General features: G+C 52.9%; 21 protein-coding genes and 1 pseudogene. 7 read left to right on the forward strand and 15 right to left on the reverse strand.

Annotated elements, in window-relative coordinates:
• The first annotated feature begins 107 nt into the window (after positions 1-107).
• Both CBW46_RS10060 and thiO read left to right on the forward strand, forming a co-directional pair.
• Positions 108-746, forward strand: coding sequence for a thiamine phosphate synthase (locus CBW46_RS10060; protein ID WP_089199875.1), 639 nt, complete (start codon positions 108-110; stop codon positions 744-746).
• Complete coding sequence (thiO, locus tag CBW46_RS10065; RefSeq protein ID WP_089199876.1) at positions 743-1,867, forward strand: glycine oxidase ThiO; 1,125 nt, start codon at positions 743-745, stop codon at positions 1,865-1,867. The genes CBW46_RS10060 and thiO overlap by 4 nt, the downstream gene beginning before the upstream one ends.
• Positions 1,868-2,308: 441 nt before the next feature.
• On the opposite strand, the gene CBW46_RS10070 is transcribed toward thiO, so the two are convergent.
• The 3 genes from CBW46_RS10070 to CBW46_RS10080 all read right to left on the reverse strand — a co-directional run bounded on the left by CBW46_RS10070 (position 2,309) and on the right by CBW46_RS10080 (position 4,128).
• Positions 2,309-2,908 (reverse strand): pentapeptide repeat-containing protein, encoded by a 600-nt coding sequence (locus tag CBW46_RS10070; RefSeq protein WP_089199877.1) that lies wholly within the window; start codon positions 2,906-2,908, stop codon positions 2,309-2,311.
• Positions 2,909-2,952: 44 nt separating this feature from the next.
• Positions 2,953-3,270 (reverse strand): hypothetical protein, encoded by a 318-nt coding sequence (locus CBW46_RS21760; protein WP_089199878.1) that lies wholly within the window; start codon positions 3,268-3,270, stop codon positions 2,953-2,955.
• A gap of 171 nt (positions 3,271-3,441) precedes the next feature.
• Positions 3,442-4,128, reverse strand: a complete 687-nt coding sequence (locus CBW46_RS10080; RefSeq protein ID WP_089199879.1) for a tetratricopeptide repeat protein — start codon at positions 4,126-4,128, stop codon at positions 3,442-3,444.
• A gap of 169 nt (positions 4,129-4,297) precedes the next feature.
• On the opposite strand from CBW46_RS10080, the gene CBW46_RS10085 reads away from it, so the two are divergent.
• Together CBW46_RS10085 and CBW46_RS10090 are read left to right on the forward strand one after the other, a co-directional pair.
• Complete coding sequence (locus CBW46_RS10085) at positions 4,298-4,555, forward strand: hypothetical protein (RefSeq protein WP_243633257.1); 258 nt, start codon at positions 4,298-4,300, stop codon at positions 4,553-4,555.
• A 225-nt stretch (positions 4,556-4,780) separates the two neighbouring features.
• Positions 4,781-5,407, forward strand: a complete 627-nt coding sequence (locus CBW46_RS10090) for an FMN-dependent NADH-azoreductase (RefSeq protein ID WP_089199880.1) — start codon at positions 4,781-4,783, stop codon at positions 5,405-5,407.
• Between the two features lie 176 nt (positions 5,408-5,583).
• Here CBW46_RS10090 and CBW46_RS10095 read toward each other — a convergent pair whose 3' ends face one another.
• From CBW46_RS10095 to CBW46_RS10120, 6 genes and pseudogenes are all read right to left on the reverse strand, one after another.
• Positions 5,584-5,886: a hypothetical protein gene (locus tag CBW46_RS10095; protein ID WP_089199881.1), complete on the reverse strand. Its 303-nt coding sequence runs from the start codon at positions 5,884-5,886 to the stop codon at positions 5,584-5,586.
• A 415-nt stretch (positions 5,887-6,301) separates the two neighbouring features.
• Complete coding sequence (locus CBW46_RS10100; protein ID WP_243633262.1) at positions 6,302-7,285, reverse strand: cation diffusion facilitator family transporter; 984 nt, start codon at positions 7,283-7,285, stop codon at positions 6,302-6,304.
• A gap of 330 nt (positions 7,286-7,615) precedes the next feature.
• A pseudogene (locus CBW46_RS21280) lies at positions 7,616-7,804 on the reverse strand (glycoside hydrolase family 43 protein); the annotation flags it as partial.
• A 469-nt stretch (positions 7,805-8,273) separates the two neighbouring features.
• A complete protein-coding gene (locus CBW46_RS10110; protein ID WP_089200027.1) occupies positions 8,274-10,223 on the reverse strand; it encodes a YjhG/YagF family D-xylonate dehydratase in 1,950 nt (649 codons plus the stop codon).
• Between the two features lie 88 nt (positions 10,224-10,311).
• A complete protein-coding gene (gucD, locus tag CBW46_RS10115) occupies positions 10,312-11,778 on the reverse strand; it encodes an alpha-ketoglutaric semialdehyde dehydrogenase GucD (RefSeq protein WP_089199882.1) in 1,467 nt (488 codons plus the stop codon).
• A gap of 357 nt (positions 11,779-12,135) precedes the next feature.
• Positions 12,136-12,903 carry an IclR family transcriptional regulator gene (locus tag CBW46_RS10120; protein WP_089199883.1) on the reverse strand — a complete coding sequence of 256 codons (768 nt, stop codon included), beginning with the start codon at positions 12,901-12,903 and terminating at the stop codon, positions 12,136-12,138.
• Between the two features lie 267 nt (positions 12,904-13,170).
• Here CBW46_RS10120 and CBW46_RS10125 point away from each other — a divergent pair, with 267 nt between their 5' ends.
• On the forward strand, positions 13,171-14,607 hold the full coding sequence (locus tag CBW46_RS10125; protein WP_089199884.1) for an amino acid permease: 1,437 nt from the start codon (positions 13,171-13,173) through the stop codon (positions 14,605-14,607).
• On the opposite strand, the gene CBW46_RS10130 is transcribed toward CBW46_RS10125, so the two are convergent.
• The 6 genes from CBW46_RS10130 to CBW46_RS10150 form a co-directional block, all read right to left on the reverse strand.
• Positions 14,497-15,129 carry a LysE family transporter gene (locus CBW46_RS10130; protein WP_089199885.1) on the reverse strand — a complete coding sequence of 211 codons (633 nt, stop codon included), beginning with the start codon at positions 15,127-15,129 and terminating at the stop codon, positions 14,497-14,499. The two genes, CBW46_RS10125 and CBW46_RS10130, sit on opposite strands and share 111 nt — an antisense overlap.
• Before the next feature lie 115 nt (positions 15,130-15,244).
• Positions 15,245-15,502 (reverse strand): DUF7667 family protein, encoded by a 258-nt coding sequence (locus tag CBW46_RS10135; RefSeq protein ID WP_089199886.1) that lies wholly within the window; start codon positions 15,500-15,502, stop codon positions 15,245-15,247.
• 236 nt (positions 15,503-15,738) lie between these two features.
• A complete protein-coding gene (locus CBW46_RS22415; protein WP_481353854.1) occupies positions 15,739-15,846 on the reverse strand; it encodes a CsbD family protein in 108 nt (35 codons plus the stop codon).
• A 100-nt stretch (positions 15,847-15,946) separates the two neighbouring features.
• Complete coding sequence (locus CBW46_RS10140; RefSeq protein WP_089199887.1) at positions 15,947-17,347, reverse strand: M23 family metallopeptidase; 1,401 nt, start codon at positions 17,345-17,347, stop codon at positions 15,947-15,949.
• A gap of 17 nt (positions 17,348-17,364) precedes the next feature.
• Positions 17,365-18,072 (reverse strand): CPBP family intramembrane glutamic endopeptidase, encoded by a 708-nt coding sequence (locus CBW46_RS10145; protein WP_133253959.1) that lies wholly within the window; start codon positions 18,070-18,072, stop codon positions 17,365-17,367.
• 158 nt (positions 18,073-18,230) lie between these two features.
• Positions 18,231-19,745, reverse strand: a complete 1,515-nt coding sequence (locus CBW46_RS10150; RefSeq protein WP_089199889.1) for an extracellular solute-binding protein — start codon at positions 19,743-19,745, stop codon at positions 18,231-18,233.
• A 428-nt stretch (positions 19,746-20,173) separates the two neighbouring features.
• Here CBW46_RS10150 and CBW46_RS10155 point away from each other — a divergent pair, with 428 nt between their 5' ends.
• Both CBW46_RS10155 and CBW46_RS10160 read left to right on the forward strand, forming a co-directional pair.
• Complete coding sequence (locus CBW46_RS10155) at positions 20,174-20,683, forward strand: C40 family peptidase (protein ID WP_089199890.1); 510 nt, start codon at positions 20,174-20,176, stop codon at positions 20,681-20,683.
• 366 nt (positions 20,684-21,049) lie between these two features.
• The gene (locus CBW46_RS10160; protein ID WP_089199891.1) at positions 21,050-21,643 is read left to right on the forward strand and encodes a C40 family peptidase; all 594 of its coding nucleotides are present in this window, start codon (positions 21,050-21,052) and stop codon (positions 21,641-21,643) included.
• Positions 21,644-21,992: the final 349 nt, after the last annotated feature.

A 21,992-nucleotide genomic window follows, 5' to 3' on the forward strand; every position in this document is an offset into this window, starting at 1 on the left:
TCCAAGCGTCAAGCTCGCAGGATTTGTTATTTTTATGACATCTGATGTAAACGCTTTGACGGTGCTGACAGGCTGCGATATGATGAGTTTAAAAAAGGAGCAGGCAGATGAAACGGCATGAGCTGCACCTGATTACAACCGGCAAACAGGAACTGCACGAAGTCAAGGCGATAGCCGTGCAATGCTCCACGCAGCACATCGATGCTTTGCATCTGCGCGAGAAACAGCGCGGGGCGGGAGAACTCACCGCTTGGTATGCCGAGTTGCATACGCTGCTCCCCGGTACGGCGATTTACATAAACGACCGGTTGGACGCCGCGTTGGCGGTACAAGCCCCCGGCGTGCAGCTTGGCTTCCGCAGTTTGAGCGTGCCACAAGCCCGCCGGATATTGGCGCCGTCGCAGCGGATCGGCTGCTCGGTTCACTCGGAGGACGAGGCAGTGGCCGCGGCGCAGGCAGGGGCCGATTTTGTCATGTTCGGGCATATTTTTGCGACAGCTTCCAAGCCCGGCACGCCCCCGCGCGGCATTGCAGCATTGGCCGAGGTGGTGCAAGCCTGTCCTGTGCCTGTGATTGCAATCGGCGGGATCGAGCCGCACAACGTAGACACCGTGTTATCTACGGGCTGCTCGGGCGTGGCTGTGCTGTCTGCGATTCTGCTCCATCCGGATCCGGCGAGCCAGCTCGCCCGGTTTCATGAAGCGCTGGAACGTACCCAGCACAGTCCTAGGAGGGGTTATCAATGAACAGCAGTACCAAGTCTGCCATCATCATCGGAGGAGGAATTATAGGCTGCTCCATAGCGTTGGAACTGAGTCTCGCCGGCATACGCTGCGCACTCATAGACAAAGGAGCGCTCAACCAGGAAGCGTCTACCGCCGCCGCGGGCATGCTCGGTGCCCAGGTGGAAACGCACCATCCGGGTCCATTTTATCAACTATGCAGACTAAGCCAGGCACTGTACCGGGAATGGTCTATTAAGTTGCTGACAATCGGGGGTATCTCTCCTCAATATATAGCAGAGGGAATTCTACGGGCGGCGCTGACACCGGAGGATGAATCGGAGCTGCAGAGCCGCCTCTCCTGGATCGAGGACGCCGAATGGTTCAGCGCACGCGAAATGCGAGTGCGCGAACAGGCTATCACTCCGGACGTACTCGGCGGACTGTACTTGCGTCGAGATCATCAGGTGCATCCAATCCATCTTGCACAGTCGCTGACAGCGGCGCTGCACAAACTGGACTGCGAAATACGCGAATGGACTCCCGCCTTAAGCTTAATCGAGCGCGGAGGACACATCCGCGGGGTGCGGACGACAGACGGCGAACTCTTTGCGGATCATATCATACTAAGCGCAGGCGCGTGGGGCTCCGCCTTGACCGAGCCATTTGGGCTGTCCCTCCCGCTCTTCCCGGTGAAAGGACAATGCATCTCATTGAAAACAGCAGCGCCTGTCATTCGCAGCACCGTATTTTTTAAGGAGTGTTACGTTGTACCCAAAGAGGACGGCACTATGATTGTGGGTGCGACGCAAGAGGAAGCCGGCTTTGACAAACGCTGCCATGCCTCTGTCATAGGCTCACTGCACACCTCTGCATCCCGGCTGATACCGGAGCTTGAGCATGCCGAGTTCGTCCGGACGTGGGCCGGTCTGCGGCCGGGTACCCGGGATGGGTTGCCGTATATCGGCCGGCCGGCGGCACTACCTGGCCTGATCACCGCGACCGGACATTACCGTAACGGTATCCTGCTTGCTCCCGCCACCGGCAGGCTGATCAAACAGTTAGTGTTGGATGAGCAGCCTGACATGGATCTTGGGGCGTTTGCGCCCGACCGAGTGCGCAGTGCCGCAGAGCACTTAATGTGATGCCCGGCATCGGCAGAGGTTGCACTTATCGTGCGCATCCAGTGGACATCGACACACTCCGGTGCCGCACAGCACTCAGTGTGATTACCGGCATCAGCCAGTGCGCATGGCAAACATTGCGCAGTGCCGCAGAGCACTCAGTGTGATACCTAGCACCGGCGGAGGCTGCACTTCTCGTCCGCATCCAGTGGACATCCACACACTCCGTGGAGCCGCAGAACACTCAGTGTGATTGCCGCACCGGCCAGTGCGCACGTAGACATTCCGTACTGTCGCAGAGCACTCAGTGTGATGCCTAGCACCGTTTGCGCCTTAACCTCGCTCCTCCGCACACACTGCTTCTAAAGGGCAGCTGACGGTCCCACGGCCCTTTGCTCAGCTGCCGGCAGCGGCCAGCCAGCATGTAAACGCCGTGGCTCCCTGCCATATACGCATGTTAGTTCACTTTGCTCCGAAAGACCTGGCAAACAGTACCGCCTGCTCGCTATCCATGTGTACGCCTGTCACATCAACCAATTTAAAATCGATACCGTCCAGCTTCGCCCCCCTGAGGTCGCAGCCACTGAGGCTCGCCTTCGACAGCGAGGCACGGGTTAGGTCCGCTTCACGTAGATCGGTTTTTTGCAAGTTGCTTTCGGATAGGTCAGCCTCCACAAATTTCACACCGTTTAACTGCTGCTTGGTCAAGTTCACATGCCGCAAATTCGTGTATGACCAATCTCCGCCCTGCATGGTGATGCCATCGAAGCGAGCATCCGCAAAGTCCGTGCCTACCATTTTACACTCTTCAAACTTCGCTACGAACAGACTCGCGCCCACGAACCGGCAGTTTGTGAAGGCAGAGCCCGTGTGTATGGATGCGTTGAAAGCGGCTCCGCTGAAATCGCATGCTATAAAGCGACAATTCGTTGTCCAACATTCATCTAATTGAGCACCTTGGAAACGGCATTTGGTGAAGGTGCAATTCCGCAGTTCACCGTCTGTTAGGTCCTTCCGGCTGAAATCCACCTCGTTGTATTCGCGATCAGTACGCTGATACATATCTTTCAACTCCGTTACTGTCTTAATTATACCGGACAAGCAGTTTACCGTTCGGTTCTATGAGAAATGTGCAGCACGCCGATCAATGTGCAGAGTACACTGAATCCCCAAAACACAGCGGTTAAACCGATCGACAATGAGTTTGCCTCGGAGCGCAGCACCGGATGGACGTCGGTGTTTCCCCGCAGTACGTCCAACGCGAAATAATAACCTGCTATTAAGAGCGCTATGTTTAACAAAAACCATATGTACCCGAAAGATTTTGTTCTGACCAACAATGCGGTAAACACCACTGTGCCGATAAGCAGGACAATTGAAAATCCCACCGTGAGCATCGACAAAGTTTCCGCCTCCACAGGCATGTTTCTCACTCCTCTATCCAATTTATACCGAGGTTAAAACGGAACGCAATGAATCCTGTTTGCTGTTAGCTAGTCTCACGGCGTTGCGTTGTCGACCTGTGCGGGTGATTGGCCACACGGAACAAAAACAGGCCGCCAGGCCTCCAGGCGGCAGCGCCCGGGCATCGACATTTATCTAGCGCTGGCACCGCCGGTGAGTTTTAGTCTGGCTAGTAGCGCCCAACGGCGTTCCACGCGCCTCTTGTATTTCGGTAGGCCGCGGTACAGCTCGACCGTTTCACGGAATGCCCTTTGTGCCTCAGTCTGCCGTCCCAGCCGGTGGTACAATTGACCCAGACGGTAGTAAGCTTCACAAGAGGACGAGTTGACACTACTGAATTTTTCCAGATAACCGATCGCTTCATCCGGATCGCGTTCAGCGACGGCCTCAGCCAACCGCAAATAAGGTTCGCCATATTTTACACGGGGGTTCAGATCGAAGGCTTCCAATATCAGACGCTTGCCCTGTTCGATTTGCCCCAGTTTGAGACGGCATATCCCCAGCTCCGCGCGGACTTCGGCAGAATCATCCATCACCTCCGCCACTTGCTCCAGCATCCCGGCGGCATCCGCATACTGCTTGCGTTCCATCAAAATACGGGCGATTTCAAGCTTAGTCGAATTATTGTGAGGGCTGAGCCGCAGCTCCTGCCGCAGCTTTGCCAGCCGCCTCGAACGTTGAATAGGCCGAAAAACATTGGGCGTCAGCCCGATAAACCGCCGATCCAAAAAATACAGCAGTACAAGCAGCAAAACAATCGCAACGATGGGACTCCCGGTGATCCAAGTTAAAAAGAAAAACAACAGTACCTTGCTCATAACTCCATGTTCCCTTCACTGTCTTTTTTTACCAAACCATTGTACCACAATTTTCATTAAACGCGTTTGTGAACAATCTGCGTGCCGGAAGGAGTTTGCCTGTGCCACGGCGAAAGCATGTGACAAATCGGAATTCTGCCGAATTGACCCACATGGGAGGAGCAAAGACATGAGTCACATGAATGAGCAACAAGCGAATAAATGGCGGAAAACACGAACCATGGGGAAAGCTAAATATGTCATGTATTACGGTGTTTTGCTGTGGGGAGTGCTGTTGACGGCCATTTTTACCGGATTAGAATTGCTCACACAGTCAGTGTACAACGTATCCTGGATGTATATTCGGCTGGCGGTATTCGGAAGCGTTGGCTTTTTTATCGCCAATTTCCGCTGGGAAAGCCGGGAAAAAAGGTTTCAATCCCGCTAGCGCGCAGCTTATCAGATCACGGCTCTTTTCGGTATAGTCCGGTCAGGGTAAGTCAAACCACTCCTGGTTGGCCGCCTTGTTAGTGCCGCTATTCCTGCTTCCGCTGAGCGTTTTGTCAGCTGTCAGGAGCTACATTCACATTTATATAGTCACTTGACAAAAGTAAGCAGGTGAAATACTATCTAGAAGTAAGGCAGTTATTATATATAAAGCGGAGGAATTTTTATGTCTACTGTATTGTTTGTCAAAGCCAACGGCCGCCCGATCGACCAAGCGGTAAGTGTGAAGCTGCATCACACCTTTTTGGACACTTACAAAGCGGCGAATCCCGGGGATAAAATCATTGAGTTGGATCTGTTCTCCGAAGAGCTTCCGTACTATGACACGGACACGCTGAACGGCCTGTTCAAGCAAGCCAAAGGCTTGGAGCTGACCGAACAAGAAAAGCTGCGTGCAGACAACGCAAACAAATATTTGGAGCAATTTCTTGCAGCGGACAAAGTTGTATTCTCGTTCCCGCTGTGGAACTTCACTATCCCGGCTCAGCTGCTGACTTACCTATTCTACATACTGCAAGCCGGCAAAACGTTCAAATACACAGCAGAAGGCCCGGTTGGTCTGCAGTCGGATAAAAAGGTAGCTCTGTTGAACGCAAGAGGCGGAGTTTACTCGGAAGGACCTGCTGCCGCAGTGGAAATGTCCTTGAATTATGTCCAAACCATCATGGGCTTCATGGGCGTGAGAAACCTGACCACTGTGGTGGTGGAAGGCCATAATCAATTCCCCGACAAAGCACAAGCCATTATCGAAGAAGGATTGCAGAAGGCCGCTGCTGCTGCGAAATCTTTCTAAGAGTCGTTATGCGCCAACTCCCTATCCCGAGGCATACCGGGTGTGGGAGTTTTTTATGTGCGGAGGCGAAAAAAAATCTGCAACCACAAGGATTGCAGATCGTCGAAGGTTTATATATCAAAAAAGGGGTCATCTATATAATAACCATTGCACGTTAAATCCATATGTATGAAAGATTACAAATTGTTACTGGGACGCGGCACCTGCTTTTTTTTCATGATAAACAAGGCAAAGACAAGCAAAACCTCAATGTTCACGTAAGCGATCCCATAACCAAACAAGCCGAACATGCGCGAGAAGCCCTCGAATAAACCCGCCCACCATACTCCAGCCGCGACGAAAATTGCGGTATTCACAAACAGGGAAACGAGAAAAGACAGCAAAAACCTTCGTGTTTTGTACATAATCGCGACGCCAATCACGTTGGTAACAACAAAAGCGCTGCTCATAATGAACCAATAATAAAAATCGTATGACACTCCGTTCACTCCCAGCGCAGAAAATCTTTGCTTTGACGCAATGTTAGGTTACCAAAACAGCGCTGTTAGTACAACCGTTTGCGAAGGTTTTTTCAAAACTGTCACAGGCTGCTCGGCTGTGATTCAGCTAGAAAATAAGATATACTGAAGAAGTACGACCAAATCCAACAAGGAGGCAGACAGCATGGCACAGAGCAAGGCGAAGAAGGCGCGGCTCAAAATGGAGCGCCGAGGAAAAGTGAATCCTGAACTGAACCGTTTAGACTGGAACGGCGTGACGCCGGTGATCAGAAGAACACCCACGCTGGCGGAACGAAGAGACAGATTGGATCATAAGCATAAAAATAAATGGAACCGAGGCCTACATGGCAGTGACGGTTCCATTTTTGTTTTTTGTTGGCCGAGCAGGCCGCGCTCACACTTGGCATGGCTGATGTTCAATGTCGGAAGTTTCGATTTGAATGGTTGTGTGGTGGATGTTAAAACGCTCTGCGAGCAGGTGGATCGCTCTCTGCAGAATACTTTGCCCGTCCTGGTTATCCCCAATCCGCAGGTGGCAGCTTAACGCATCCAAGCCGGAAGTGATCGTCCATATATGCAGATCATGCACATCCGCTACCCCCGGTATACTCTCCAACGCTTTGCACACTTCATCCCGGTCGATGGCAGCCGGAGCCCCTTCCATGAGCACATGTACGGTATGACGGATCATGCCCCACGCGCTTCTTAGTATGAGAATGGCGACAATTACGCTGATGATCGGGTCGGCTGCGTACCAGGAAAACAGCAGCATAAGCAGTCCGGCTGCAATCGCTCCGAGTGAACCGAGCGCATCTCCAATGACATGCAGGAAAGCACTGCGCACGTTCACGTTATCGTGCACGTCCCCTTGTCGCATCAATGCCCACGCACTCAACAGATTCGCGATCAGCCCGATGGAAGCGATCAACATCATCGAACCGCTGGCAACCGTTGGCGGATCCAAGAGCCGGTGATACGCTTCCCATATGATAATCGCGGCAACCGCAAACAACGTGACGCCATTGAACAGCGCCGCCAAAATCTCAAACCGGTGATAACCGAAAGTGTTCCGGGCAGAAGCCGGTCTTGCGGCGAAAGATACGGCAACCAGGCTCAGCACGAGCGCGGTCGTATCACTGAGCATGTGTCCGGCATCGGAGAGCAAGGCTAAACTGTTCGTGATCAACCCGCCGAAAAATTCCAAAAGCATAATGGCAGCAGTAATCAGGAGTGCGGTGGTTAAAGCTTTGCGATTTCCCTCGGCGCCGGCGACATGATGATGATGGCCGTGGTGGCCGAGATGGCTGTGATGATGCGCCGGATGCGTGTCATGGCCCTGATGATGGCCGTGCTGGGCGTGATGACTGTGATGATGCACCTGATGCGTGGCGTGGCCCTGATGATCGCCGTGCTCGGCGTGATGACTGTGATCATGCGCCGGATGCGTGTCGTTGCCCTGATGATGGCCGTGCTCGGCGTGACAGTTATGTTCGTCCATATGACGGGCGCCGCTGCTCTGACTGTGCCCAGGATGGGCCCTTTGGCTTTGATCGTGCGGACGATCGGTGCCGTGATGCGGGCGTTTACTCATGCGGTCAGCCTCCCCGAGTCATTTCCTCATAGTATTTTGCCAATTGGCATTATCCATCAAATAAGATATGAATCATTTGCTCATAAGTTATGCCGATCGTATTTGCTTCGGCAGGGAATATCCGTTGCGTTTATACATCTTGGGGCCTTCCAGTGTCGGATGCTTGGTTGTTCCATCACATACCATGACACCCTCGTCCAACAGGTTTCGGCCGTCAGCACTCATCCGGCAGAGCTGGAGCTTATGCTTGATACCGGACGGGCTGTGCGCGAAAGCATGCACCAAATACGCATTACCGTCAGGATCTGAATAATCGGCGTGTATAACGGGATTTTGAAAAGTGCCCTCGCCTAAATCAGCTGTCCACATGGAACGCGGCCGTGACGCCGCAAAATCCGCTCTTGGCATAACAATCTCTCCCCTACAGCGCAATATGTGAAAATGTGTCCAAGCTCCGGCACTGGTTTCTTTTAATATAAATGCTACCGGCTGAATCGTCTACTGCGCAAGTAACTTTTACCCTTTTATGCCTGGCAGTGCATGGTGAAATAGATACAGAGAAAAATACACCCCCGTGCCAGTAAATCTCCGCAGCTCTCTAATAAATGCCTAGTCCGGCACAACTGCCGACGCTCGCTACGTTCCATGGAAGGTATTCGGCAAGTCCACATTTCACATTATGTACACAATTTGCTCGCTGTTTTTGGACATAAAAAAGAGCGGTCCCCGAAGGGACTGCCCAAGAGTAAGCAACTTTCCGAATCGAAAATATCGACTACCAGCCTAATGACTTCTTGCCGGCCTCCAGAGCCATGATGATGCGCTCCACATCATACACGCTGCCTTTCCAGGTTCCGCCGCTGACGGACTGCAAAGCCGCCCATAATCTGGTATCTGCAGGCAGCTGCGCGTCTGGCCGCATATCAGGATGAGGCTCCCGAGCCGCTAACAGGAGTGCACCCTCCTCAGGACTAAGCGGATGCTCCGCACTGCCGACAAAATGAATGGTTCCCTCCAGCCGCCGAGTATCCACGACGATGTCAATCAAATCCCCGGTCCGTAAGCGCCCGATAGGTCCCCCGGCCAGCGCCTCAGGGCCGACATGCCCGAAACAGGCCCCGGTAGACACGCCGGAAAAACGCGCGTCGGTGATTAACGATACATACTTCCCGAAGGGCAAATGCTTCAAGGCGGAGGTTAACTGGTAGGTCTCCTCCATCCCCGTGCCGGACGGGCCGCGTCCTATCAGCACCATGATGTCGCCAGCTTGTATGCCGCCGGTCTTAATCGCCGTTATAGCCGCCCTCTCTGTGGTAAATACCTTCGCCTGCCCGCGATGGCGGTATACGCCGTCTGCGTCCAACACCGACGGGTCGATTGACGTTGATTTGACAACCGCTCCCTCAGGCGCGATATTGCCTGTCGGAAACGTGACGGTCGACGTCACCCCTCTTCGTTTGGCTGCATCCGGGCTCATGATCACGTCATCCGGGTTGACGCCGTCCAACCGGGTTAGCTGCTCACGCACTTTCTGCCTGCGTTCGCTGGCCTCCCACCAATCCAGCACGGAGCCCAGTGTCTGTCCGGTAACCGTGAGGACCGACTCATCCAACAAGCCCAGCCGGCGCAGGTGGAGCATCACCTCAGGTACGCCGCCTGCGAGGAATGCCCGGACGGTTGGATGATATTCCGGCCCGTTCGGCAGTACGCTAACCAAGCGCGGTACCTGCCGGTTCACGGCCGCCCAATCATGCACATCCGGCACCCGCAGCCCTGCGGCATGTGCGATAGCCGGAATATGCAGCAGTAAATTGGTCGAGCCGCCAAAGGCCGCATGCACCACCATCGCGTTGCGGATCGCGCCATCCGTGAGTATGTCCCGCATGCGGAGGCCGCCCGCTTCCATTGCTGCAACGGCACGCGCCGACTGCCGGGCGGCCTCTTCCCACACCGCCTGCCCGGATGGCGCCAATGCCGAATGCGGCACCGACATGCCCATCGCCTCGGCGACCACCTGCGCCGTGGCTGCGGTGCCTAGAAACTGGCATCCGCCTCCCGGCGTGGCACACGCGCGGCAGCCTAATTCGGCGGCTTCCTCCAGCGTCATCTCGCCGCTTGCGTAACGCGCGCCGATCGTTTGGATCTTCCCTGCATCTTCCCCGTGCTCGGGCGGCAGCGTCACGCCGCCCGGAACAATGATACAGGGAAGATCATGCATCGCCGCCAAAGCGAGCATCATCGCCGGCAGGCCTTTGTCGCAGGTCGCCACGCCAATCACACCACGGCGTGTCGGGAGCGAGCGGATCAGGCGGCGGAACACGATGGCGGCGTCATTTCTATACGGCAGAGAGTCGAACATGCCTGCCGTACCTTGAGAGCGGCCGTCGCACGGGTCGCTCACGAAGCCGGCAAACGGCACGCCGCCCATGCCGGAAATCTCCAAGGCCGCCGCCTGCATCAGCAGGCCGACCTCCCAGTGCCCTGTGTGATAGCCGAGGGCCACTGGAGTGCCGTCTTCCCGGCGGATGCCGCCCTGCGTGCTCAGTATCAAGTACTGCTTGCCGCTCAGCCGTGCGGGGGACCAGCCCATGCCCACATTTTGCGACAGGCCGAATAGTTCCCCGCTTGGAGCGTTCATTAGCAGGTCATGTGTAAGCGGCAGAGATCCCGCAGGGCCTGGCGCTTTGGTGCGGATGGCGTACAGGTCCTCATGCGATACGCCCATGATGTTTTGCAAAGATTGTGACAACGCGTATAACCTCCCGGCAAGCTGCATCGCTTTTTACCACTATAGTACTGGCACCGTCGCTGATTTATGATTTAACGAATACAGTTTTGATTGAAGTGAAGAATTCGATGGCCGCCTGGCCCTGTTCACGGGAATGGGAGCTCGACTGCTTCATGCCGCCAAACGGTGCTTGCAGTTCAACGCCGGCTGTCTCTGCGTTAACACGTACAAGACCTGCTTCCATATCTTCAATAAACGACAATAAATTCGAGATGCTGGACGTATAAATGGAAGCGCTCAGTCCAAAATCAACATCATTTGCTATTTCAATCGCCTGCTCTAATGTATCTACCTTGATCAAAGCCAGCACCGGCCCGAAAATTTCTTCCTGCGCAATCGTCATTGACGGTTTTACGTTGTCAAACACCGTTGGGGTGACGTAGAAACCGTCCGCCAAGCCGGCGTCATCCGGCCGGTTTCCGCCATGCAGCAGCTCCGCGCCTTCATCGATCCCTTTTTGGATATATGACATTACGGTTTGCAGCTGGTTCTCATTCGCGCACGGTCCCATCCAGCTCTCGCCTTGAAGACCGTCGCCGACCGTGATCGATTGGACCTTATCCAGCAGCTTTTGTTTGAATTCATCGTATACAGCGCTCTGCACGATCACCCGGCTCGTTGCCGTGCATTTTTGTCCAGTCGACCGGAGGCCGCCGCTGATCGTACCTTCCACGGCCAAGTCCAGGTCGGCATCCGCTGCGATGATGACCGGGTTTTTGCCGCCCATCTCCAATTGGTACTTGGCGCCTCTGGCGAGCGCTGCCTGCCCCACCTGCTTGCCGACCTGGTTGGAGCCGGTGAACGTGATTCCGTTGACATCCGGATGCTCCGCCAGCCCTTGGCCGATGACCGAGCCTTTCCCCGTCACCATATTAACTACACCTGCAGGGAATCCGGCTTCGACAAAGCACTCAATGACCTTTGCCGCCGTGACAGCGGTTTCTTGAGCAGGCTTCAGCACCACTGTATTGCCATAGATTAATGCGGGAGCCATCTTCCAAATCGGAATGGCTACCGGAAAATTCCAAGGCGAAATAACACCGACCACACCAAGCGGCACGCGAGTCGTAAACATCAATGCCTCGCTGTCGGTCGACGGAATAACATCTCCGATCTTACGCATCCCTTCGCCCGCATAGTAGCGCAGGATAGCGATACCCCGTGCGGTTTCACCTTTGGCTTCAGGCAGCGTTTTGCCCATTTCACGGGTCATCGTCTCGGCAATTTCATCGAGCCGCTTCTCCATCGCACTCGCCGCTTTGTACAAGAAATCTCCCCTGGCCGAGCCCGCCAATTTTCTCCATGCTTTGTGCGCTTGCTTAGCGCTTTGTACGGCATGATCGAGATCCTGCGCCGTGGATACCTGCACGTAGCCAACCGTTTCATTCCGGTTAGCCGGACTGATGCTGGCCGCGGTTTCTCCGCTGGCAGACGCGCTCCACTCCCCGTTTATGTAGTTCAAGTACGTTGGTGCTTTCAGTGCTGTAGACATGTCCATTCCTCCCAAATTTGATATAAGTGTTTATGTGAATTGGTTGGTGAAAACGACGTTTGACTTGGATGCAGCCAGTGGAGCATGAAGAAAGATGATACCGTTTGCAATAAGCGGTGCAAGATTGAAAGCGTTTGCTAGATTTAGACGAAAAACCGCAGCTTTGCTTTACGACAATAACTGTGCGTGACCTGCCGCGCTATCCTCTTAATCCTCTCATAATACGAAATTTTAATCAACTTCAGGGGTGATTTCACCTCATCGGCAAATCCCTGTTCGGTATGAACGGACTTCATGGGTGGTCGCACCAGATGCAAGACCTGACGTCTAATTCGGTATACTGTCCTCCCCCGCCACCTACCCCTGCAGCCCTCGGTATCCCAACAGCTGCGATATGTGGGCTGTCTCGCCGATCAATAGAGCGATATGCTGCTGAAACTGTTCGTCATCCACGCCGGACAGCATCGTCGACACGCTCATCGCCGCAACGACTTCACCGGCATGGTTAAAGATGGGAGCAGCTGCGCACCTCACGCCGGGCTCGTTCTCCTGATCGTCCACCGCATAGCCTTGCTCGCGCACTTTGGCCAACTCGCGTACGAAGCTGTGCTTATCGGGAAGAGTGTGCGGCGTTTGCTGCACGTATTGATATCCCTGCAGCAGCAGCTCCGCCTCTTCCGGCCGGCGAAAAGCGGCGAGTATTTTGCCGGACGCACTGCTGTGCAAAGGCACCCTCCGCCCGATACGCGAATAACGTATGGCCGCTTTCATGCCTTCCACCTTGTCGATATAGACCCCGTCTGTGCCGTCCAATATGACCAAATGGGTCGTTTGCCCCGTTTGGGCGGACAAGGCCATCAAATGCTTGCGAGCCTGTGCGCGGATATCCATGCCCTGCAGCAGCAGCTGGCCCTTTTCCAGAAGCGTTAAACCCAGGCGATACTTGCCGCTTTCCGCGTCCTGATCGACATATCCATGCATCTGCAAAGTCTTTAGCAGCGAATGGACTGTGCTTTTATGAAGGCCGATGCGAGCGCTGATTTCCGTGATTTTCAACTCCGTGGTGTGCTCGTCGAACAAATTCAGAATGTTTAACGCGCGGTCTAATGATTGTATGATGGGCATGGTCGGCTCCTTACATGGCTGGGCCTGCGGTGCAGATCCCGACTCAGTATTACATTATAAAACGAGTGACGATATTACTAAACAGCTTACCACTCTATTTTAAACCCAAACTCTGGTAAAGACAACTCTCTTTTCATTGAACGGTGGGATTTTTGTCGGACGCTGCGCCAAAATTATTAGATCTCGCCACACGACCAGTGTTTGCATAGGCCAATAGGAATTGGGTTACATTGAAGATACAAAATACTAGCAGTGGGGAAGTTTACTATGCAGGCAGACAAACACGACGACAACATGACCAAAAAATTACAGTGGTGGCAGCTGTCGCTGCTCGGTGTGGCGTGCACCATCGGGACGGGTTACTTCCTCGGGGCAAGTATAGCGATTACAATCGCCGGACCTGCCGTGTTGATCTCCTTTGTCTTAGCCGCCCTGGGCACATATATCGTGTATGATATGCTCGCCACCATGACAGCGGAGGACCCGCTCAAGGGATCTTTTCGCTCCTATGAAAAAAAAGCCTACGGCCGTTGGGCTGGCTTCAGCAGCGGTTGGGGCTATTGGAGCTCGGAGCTGCTCATCATGGGCAGCCAGATGGCGGCGCTGTCGCTGTTCACCCGGCTGTGGTTTCCGAATGTACCGATGTGGATATTCGCGTCCTGCTACGCTGTTCTTGCCTTAATTATCGTTATGGTAGGGACCAAAGGGTTTGAACGGATGGAAAATCTCTTCGCCGTTGTGAAAATTGCAGCTATCATTATGTTCCTGGTGATCGCGTCCGCCGCCCTCATGGGTTGGATAGGCGAAGGAACTCAGCCTGCAAGGTTTCCGGTGGATGAATTTTTCACAGCAGGCGTGCTGGGACTTTGGTCCTCGCTGATTTTCGCATTTTATGCTTTCGGCGGGATAGAAATTATGGGCTTGATGGCGATGCGGCTGCGCGATCCCAAGCAGGCCCCCAAAGCCGGCAAAATTATGCTCATAACGCTCGGCGTGATCTATGTTATCTCCCTTACACTTGCACTCATGCTCATCCCGTGGACCCTGATACATTCCAAGGAAAGCCCCTTCGTTCTAGCGCTCAACGGCTACGACGTCGCCTTTGTCCCGCATCTCTTTAACGCCGTGTTCATTATCGCCGGATTTTCTACACTGGTGGCGTCGTTGTTTGCGGTCACCACGATACTTGTCACGCTCGCTGACGATGGGGACGCGCCTGCATATTTCGCCCACCGGGGTGAGAAAAAGCTACCGCTGCGGGCCGTGGGGCTCACCACCGCAGGGCTTCTCGTGTCCATTCTAATGGCGCTCCTGCTGCCGGAACGCCTATATGAATATGTTACCACGGCTGCGGGATTGATGCTGCTGTACAACTGGTTTTTCATATTGGTCACCTCGGGACGGATCCTTCGGCTCTCCGCATGGGGCAAGACCAAACGCTTCACAGGCATGACTCTGATCGTGCTTGCCGTAAGCGGTGCTGTCCTCCATGCGACCAGCCGGCCAGGCTTCTTTATCAGTTTGGCATTTGTGCTGATTATCGGGGTGGTGACGATCATTATGCACCGTCGATGGGAACGCGAAGCGAGTGAATCAAGAGCCAGCGAAAATCAGCTTATAAGCCTCCAATCCGAAATAGCAGCCAAATCCGATCAACGACATCCCGGAGACCGCCGAGATGGCAACAAGCATCCCGCCCGTTAAGAGCCTCCGGAACGTACTGGCAATGCCGGCCATTACCAAGTCCCAGAGCAGGATGCCGGACACGATGGCGCCACTGTACAAAAGCAGCTCATTCCTCCCGTACGAGGCGGCAGCATTGGCGAGCACCGAACCGTAAATGCCAAGCCAGAACAGAATGGTGAGCGGATTGGATAACGACATAAAAAAGCCTGAGAGGAACGACTTGAATAACGTATCCTGGACGCTTCGGCTCTCGATCATCACGTCCCGCGCTTTTAACAAACTTGCCACACCCGCGTATATCAGGACGAAGGAACCGAACAGCCAAAGAAACGTTTTCATATAAAAGTTGTCCAAGAAATGCACCACACCGAGATAAACCATTACCATATAGAGCACATCGGCGAACATGGCCCCGACCCCGACGAGCCACGCATGCCAGAACCCGGCCCGGATACCTTTATCCAACTGGGCTGCGTTAATAGGTCCGATCGGAGCCGCTAAAGACAAACCCAAAAAGACATAACCGATTATTACGCTCACTGTGCATACAACTCCCCGAGGCATTAGTTTCGGCTGGCGCCTGCTTGTACCTAATCTATGCACGGGAAGCTGCTTGTACGACCAAAGAATACATCTTGCACTGAAAATAGTTTTCTCACCACGAATCGAGAAATTCCGCGTTGACTCCGCCCTGTTTTTGCAGCTTATCGATCTGCGCGCAGATGTCATGCTGCCATTCGGTATCCTTCGACATAGAAGCCAATAAGGATTGATTGTAAAGTCCGGCCAGCTTTCTGGCGAACACCGCGTTATAATGCAAACACGCATTCATTTCGGATTGCTCGTCCTCGGACAAAGCCCGCTTTTGTTGAATCGTCCATAATTCCGCTAATCGCCAATGCACCGACAGCATGTCTGGTTCCCCCTATTGTGCGCCATTGGTTTCTAGCAGCTATTATGGGCAGCCGGCACGAGGTTTACACGTAATCATTAACACAATTGGAAAAAAGGAACGGTTCGGACCGTTCCTGCGTACCGCTAATGCGGCGCTGCGCATTTCAGTGGCGCGCATACCACTCCTTGTAATCCCTCACCACAGATGCTGAAGAATACCCGTACCGTTTGTGAAATTTACCAAGCTGCTTTTCCTTATCCATCCTCAATCAGATCCAGATCCTCATACATCATCACGCCCCACTGCTTTTGCGCCTTGTGTTTGATTTGCTTCCAATTGCCTCTCAGCAGCTTGCCTGCCATGCGTGTCACTCCTTCTATCGATGATGGGATTTATTACCCGGTTCTGGAGTAATTAAACAACTGGCGGCTGCCGCGATTTATGTGCAGGTACATGTGGCATTCAGCGCGCAGCCTCAAGCCAATGAAAAGGGGTCGTATCGAAAAAAAGATCGGGATTGACGGGCACGTTATGCGCCCAAAACGTAAAATGCAGATGGGGACCGGTCGAAAACCCCGTAGACCCGACCAGGCCGATAATGTCACCTTGTTTCACACGATCGCCTGCTTTTACCCGCAATTCCGACAAATGCGCATACTGGCTGAAGAGATGCATGCCATGATCGATATATACTGCATTGCCGGTAAGGTATATGTTTTCCGCCAATACGACCACGCCGTCATTCGCAGCTTTCACCGGGGTGCCCTGCTTTGCGGCAAGGTCGAGCGCCATGTGGCTGCTGTCCAGCCTGCCGTTGACATAACGGGTGTAACCGAACGGTGTTGTCAGTACCCCTTCAACAGGCTTCATGAAGGGACCGCTGAACAAAAACTCAGGCATGGATGTGCTTCTGGCCCGATCAATTTTCTTCTGATCAGCTTGAATCCGCTGTATGTCCTGTCTCATACTCTCCATTTGCTTGGTCACTTTCAGATGCTGCGTATCAAACTTTTTGTCCTTAACAGTAAGTTCCTGATCGCCGATGGCATAGGTGCCCGGCTTCGTCTTCATCGGCACGGGCAGATAGGTGAAATAACCGGCGCCGAACGTCTGGAGCTCATAAGACTTGCCCTGCCACTCGAGCGCTCCCGGCGACCGGTGGCGGACCAGTATAATATCTCCCGGAGCGGCAGTTGACGGCATTAGCATCCAATCCGACTGGATCGCCTGCCGCGCGGTCTGACTGTCAGGGTAATACGCAGCCTCGTGCCGTATGCTCTGCATCCGCAAACGCTCCGCCGCTAGCCCTTGCACGGCTTCGGCGCTGCTAGCATGACCCCATGTTTGTCCGCCGTCGGCGGTTACCCATAATGGTACCTGTTGCGCGGATTGTACCGCAGCTTCTGTGAGCGCCCATCCGACGTTAGCGGTAAGAAATTGCGCTTTCTTGACCTTGTACTGCTTGGATTCGACAGTAATGGTGTCGGGGCTTGGCAGGCGGCCTGCCATCCACGGCAGCATGCCATCGGGCACTGCTGCCGGTGGTGCAGGAATAGCGGGCATGTCCGCATCCATCCAATGCGCTCCTCCATCCTCCGTGTGCATTACTGCATCGTGATACGCCAGCCAGCCGATTTCAAAATCATCCATGCGAAAGTCGATAGGCTGTCTGACAGCTTCAGCAGAAGCCTGCGTCGGTTCACTTGGCATTGGTGCTGGGGGAGAAAGACCAGGCATGTGCACGAACCAAAGCAATAGCAGCATCAGCATAAATATGAGTACAGCCACCAAGAGCACAGAAGCCAGGCGCGGCCTTCTTTTGCGTGGCGCTACGGAACGCTCGCATGGTTTACGCAGTTCCATTTTTCAATAGCCTCCGCTCAATATAAGAATTTAAAATACACCAGCATAATGCCAACGTCGGCGAGAATGTGGCTCACAATTGAACCGAGAAGGGAATCCGACTTGTGACGCAGCCAGCCCCAGAAAACGCCTGCGATAAACACGGGAATGACGGCTAACACGTTGAAAGGCCAGTGAAACATTGGGACCAGCAAAAACAAATGGTAGAGGCTGTAACATATGGATGTGATCAGAATTGCGTTCATAATGCCCATGGTTCGACGCAGTTTACTTAACATATAACCGCGCCAATATATCTCCTCCAAAAACGGGTTGATGACGATCAATACGGTTGCGAGTGCAATAACATACGCGCCTGAAAAATGCCATTCAAGAAGTAAAGCACGTAACTCATCCTGATCGAAAAACTGTTCTTGCAGCAAGCTCAATGTGCCGGTGATGACAAACATAAAAATAATCCCTGCTATCACGCCATACAGCATGTTTCTGCTTTTGAATTCGACCGCGAATTCGGCGCACGCCTCTCCAAACGTACGACGGTTATAAAGCATCAACTCTATAAAAGGAACGCTCAATAGAAAACCGTAAAACAACAAAAACGTCACAGGCACGCTATGTAAAATATTCCAGCCCAGCAGCAGCATTGCTGTGGGAGCGAGACATAAGAAGACGACGTTCAAGCCTCTCACCATACTCTCATCGATTGTTGCCTCCTCATAAGCCACATTGTAAGTGATGACTCAGCGGGCGGGCTAGTATTATTTTGGTCAAATTCCTTATTTTATACGAAAAACCTTTTATTAATATAAAAAACACCGCTCCAAGAGCACTGGGAATCGCCGGTCTCGGCAAATTACCAATTTCTGGATGGTGTTCTGTACAGCTATTTATCGCTTCTCTTTTTATACTCGGCGGTGTATTCGTCAATGACGGTGCTGCCGCCTGACTTCAACCAGCGGTCCACTTCGGCTTGCCAGCCCGCTTCATCAATTTTGCCCATAATAAATTTACTCTGCGAATCGGAGATCATCTGATCCAGTTCCGCACCCTTTTCCGCGTAAGCAGGTGAGTTCAGCGTCAGCGCCGGATTCGGAATGGCATACTGCACATTCTCCGTTACGACTTTCCACTGCTTCTCCGCCAACGGCCCCAGTTCCAACGGCAATCCTTTGCCGGTAATTTCGAACGAAGGGAGCATATCACGGTATGGTTTTACCTCACGCATAAAGGCGCTCAAGTCTTTCCACTTCACCTTGCCGTTCTTCTCATGATGCTTGCCCTCGATCCCTCTGGTCAGAAGCGTGGCGTTATCCGCGTTCAGCAGGTCATTGAAAAATTGGAGCACGCGTTTCAGTTCGGCTTCGGTTTTGACGGACGATCTGGGAATGACATAAAATCCGTTGTTCCCCGTCTCCGCCGGCAGGCGAATGCCCTTAGGCCCGGTGAGGGGCACCACATCGACCTCGGCAGTCGGGACATTTTTCGTAACCAGATCCCTGTAACCGTCTGCTGTTGAGGCCACCGCGACACGAAGTCCAAGCTTGCCATTGTTCCATTTATTATCGTTGTCGGTTGTTTGCGTAACTGTGAAGTCTTGGTTGATCAGCTTCTCAGCGTACATTTTTCGAATCATTTTCAGTGTGTCGAAATATTCCGGGGTCATAAAGTCCGGGGTCATTTTTCCATCGATAAATCCCCATTTGTTCGGTGCTCCCTGTGCCGTGGCAAATCGTGTCATAAAGGCGCTGCTGGGCGTGTCGGCGAACTTTTTATCTAAGTAAAGTCCCAAGCTGTCCGCTTCTCCGTTGCCCTCCGGGTCTTTCTCAGCAATTGCTTTCGTCACGTTGTACCAATCATCAAGCGTCACCGGCGTTTTCAACTGCAGCTTGTCCATCCAGTCCTTGCGTATGACCAAGCCCGCCCGGCCGATGTCACGGAATAGCGGAACGCCGTACACCTTACCGTCTACTTTAATGTTGTCATAGTACATCGGATTGACCTCTGCGAGGTTCGGATAATCCTTGAGATAAGGCCCCAATTCCCAGAACATCCCCGCTTGGATATTGGCGATCGATGTTGCGGTATACGTGAGTTTGATGGCCTTCGGCAGTTCACCTGATGCGATCATGACGTTCTTCTTCTCTTCGTACGCGGCCGAAGGAATCCACTGCATGTCCAGCTTCGTGTTGGTGTTCTTCTCGATAGCCGTTTCGATCTCATTATCCTTCATCGGAATTTCTCCAACCTGCTGCGTCACAATGGATAGCTCCAACGGAGCCGAGTTGTCCTGCGGCTGTGCCGTTCCCTGTGTATCCGCTGCATTGCCGCCAGACGCGGTAAGCAGGCCAACTGTCAAAACCATGCTGCAGGCAGGCGTAAGTATGCGCTTTTTTTTCATGCCATATCCCCCTATTCGGTTTAACCGGAAGTGAAATGTTGTCGATTCCCCTTCATATTAGGCCGGCCATCCGGAACAGGCTATAGGCTGCATTTAACTTGTCTGCAACGGCGGGCTTTACGGGCTCGTTTAGCGCCGTGAGAGGGCTCGCAACCCGATCAAAATCAGCTTAATATAACCTGCAATCGAACTAATATAACCTTTTTTGGTTCTGATCCAGGAAAGGCAAAGCGGCAGGTTAATCCATGCATCAGTAGATGTCAAGCCAATTTTCATTAAAATTTTCTCATGGATTTCTAATTATCCAGCGCAAGCTGAGACGGGGCACGGGTTTCAGCACCTATTGGTAATTGGTGGGTGTTTCACATGTGGTACAGTGTTCTCGAGTCATGAGCTAAACCAATTTAACACACCGTAGGGAGGAACTTATGATTAACACCAAGAAAAACCGTATCGGTAAAACACTAGCAGGGATCACTCTTAGCCTCTCGATCGCTTTCTCAGGCAGTATGTTCGCAGCACCTCAATCCGCCCAAGCTGCTGAAGTATCCACTGTATCAACCGCGGACAACATTTTTGAAACAGGTAAACAATTTCTAGGAGTTCCATATAAATTTGGAGCAAAGTCCGGCAGCACCAGCTCTTTCGATTGCTCCTCGTTTGTGCAATATATCTATAAGGAAAATGGCATCAAGCTGCCACGTTCGTCAAGACAGCAGTCCAAGGTCGGTGAATCCGTATCGAAAAGTCAGCTGCAGCCTGGAGATCTTGTCTTCTCCGATACGAACAAAGACGGCGTCATTAATCACGTGAGCGTGTATATGGGTGAGGACCAGCTGCTTCACACCTACAGAAAAGGAATCGGCGTGACCATTACCAAATTCGAAGGAACTACTTGGGATAAAACTTTCGTTGAAGCACGCCGTGTGATCAAATAGGACAAACAGTGCAGTTACCGGTCGGCTGAACTGTCGCATGAGCAAACTCTATAGGCATGCCAGTGGAGCTTGATGGCTCGACAGCAGCTCGACGTCGCGTGTCCTAGGGGCGCTAAGCGAACGGTACATACATGTGCACAACGCAGGAGAGCGGTAGCCAGATGGTTGCCGCTGCGTTTGGCACTCTCTTCTCAGCGTCAATAAACACTCGATTAAAAATTTCTCATCGACTTTTAATGGTCCAGCGTTATGCCAGTCAATTCAAGGGTTTGCGCATATCACGGAAATTTGTGGTTGTTTTAAGTGTGTTATGGTGTTCTAGGGCCAATCACCCACACACATCCATGCATAGGGAGGCATATGATTATGAATAACTCGAAGAAAAGACGTCTCGGCAAAACCATAGTGGGCATCAGCCTCTGCCTTTCCGCTGCTCTCACAAGCAGCTCGCTTGTGGCGCCGGCAGCTGTGCACGCGGCTGTGCCTGCAGGCACATCTGTCGCAGACAATATTGCGAACACAGGCAAACAGTATCTTGGAGTGCCTTACAAATTCGGCGCAAAATCGGGCAATACCAGCTCGTTTGATTGCTCCTCATTTGTGCAGCATGTTTATGAGGAAAATGGAATCGAGCTGCCACGCTCGTCGAGAGAACAATCCAAGGAAGGCGTATCGGTGTCCAAAGATCAACTTCAACCGGGAGATCTGGTTTTCTCTGATACGAACAAAGACGGCAAGATCAATCATGTCAGCATTTACATCGGGGACGGCAAATTGCTTCATACTTACCGGGTGGGGATAGGCGTAACGATCTCCGATTTTGAAGGCAGCTCATGGGATAAGACTTTCGTGAGCGCGAAACGGGTCCTGCCAGCCGATGGACAAGTTCCAGCTGCCGCTCCGCAGGCAGAAGAAGCATCAGCTAATGAGTCAGCACAGGAGGACGCACAGGAGGAGTAAGTTTTACTTATTAGCTGTTGCGGACACTGCCGCTGCAAAGCATTGTACAAGCATCTGTCACTCAGTGCGGCGAACGCTGAAACACAGCGACGTCTGTTGCGAAATGGACTAATACTCCACAATTATGTGTGAAAAAATTAAAGCCCCGGCATTCAGCGGGGCTTTTTTTCTGCTCTATGTCGGCTGTGTTAGCTGATTCTAAACACCGACACACGACGTGTTGAGCTCTTCCGCCGACTGTGCCGACGATGGTGATGCAGCTGAGGAGATAACCTTACCCCACAAAGCGTGGAGGCAATCACCGTTCGGCTGCAGCCGCTGGTCGGACAATTCAAATTGCCGAATTGCG

It is taken from the genome of Paenibacillus xerothermodurans (assembly GCF_002220865.2).
In the GTDB taxonomy this organism is placed as follows: Bacteria; Bacillota; Bacilli; order Paenibacillales; family NBRC-103111; genus Paenibacillus_S; species Paenibacillus_S xerothermodurans.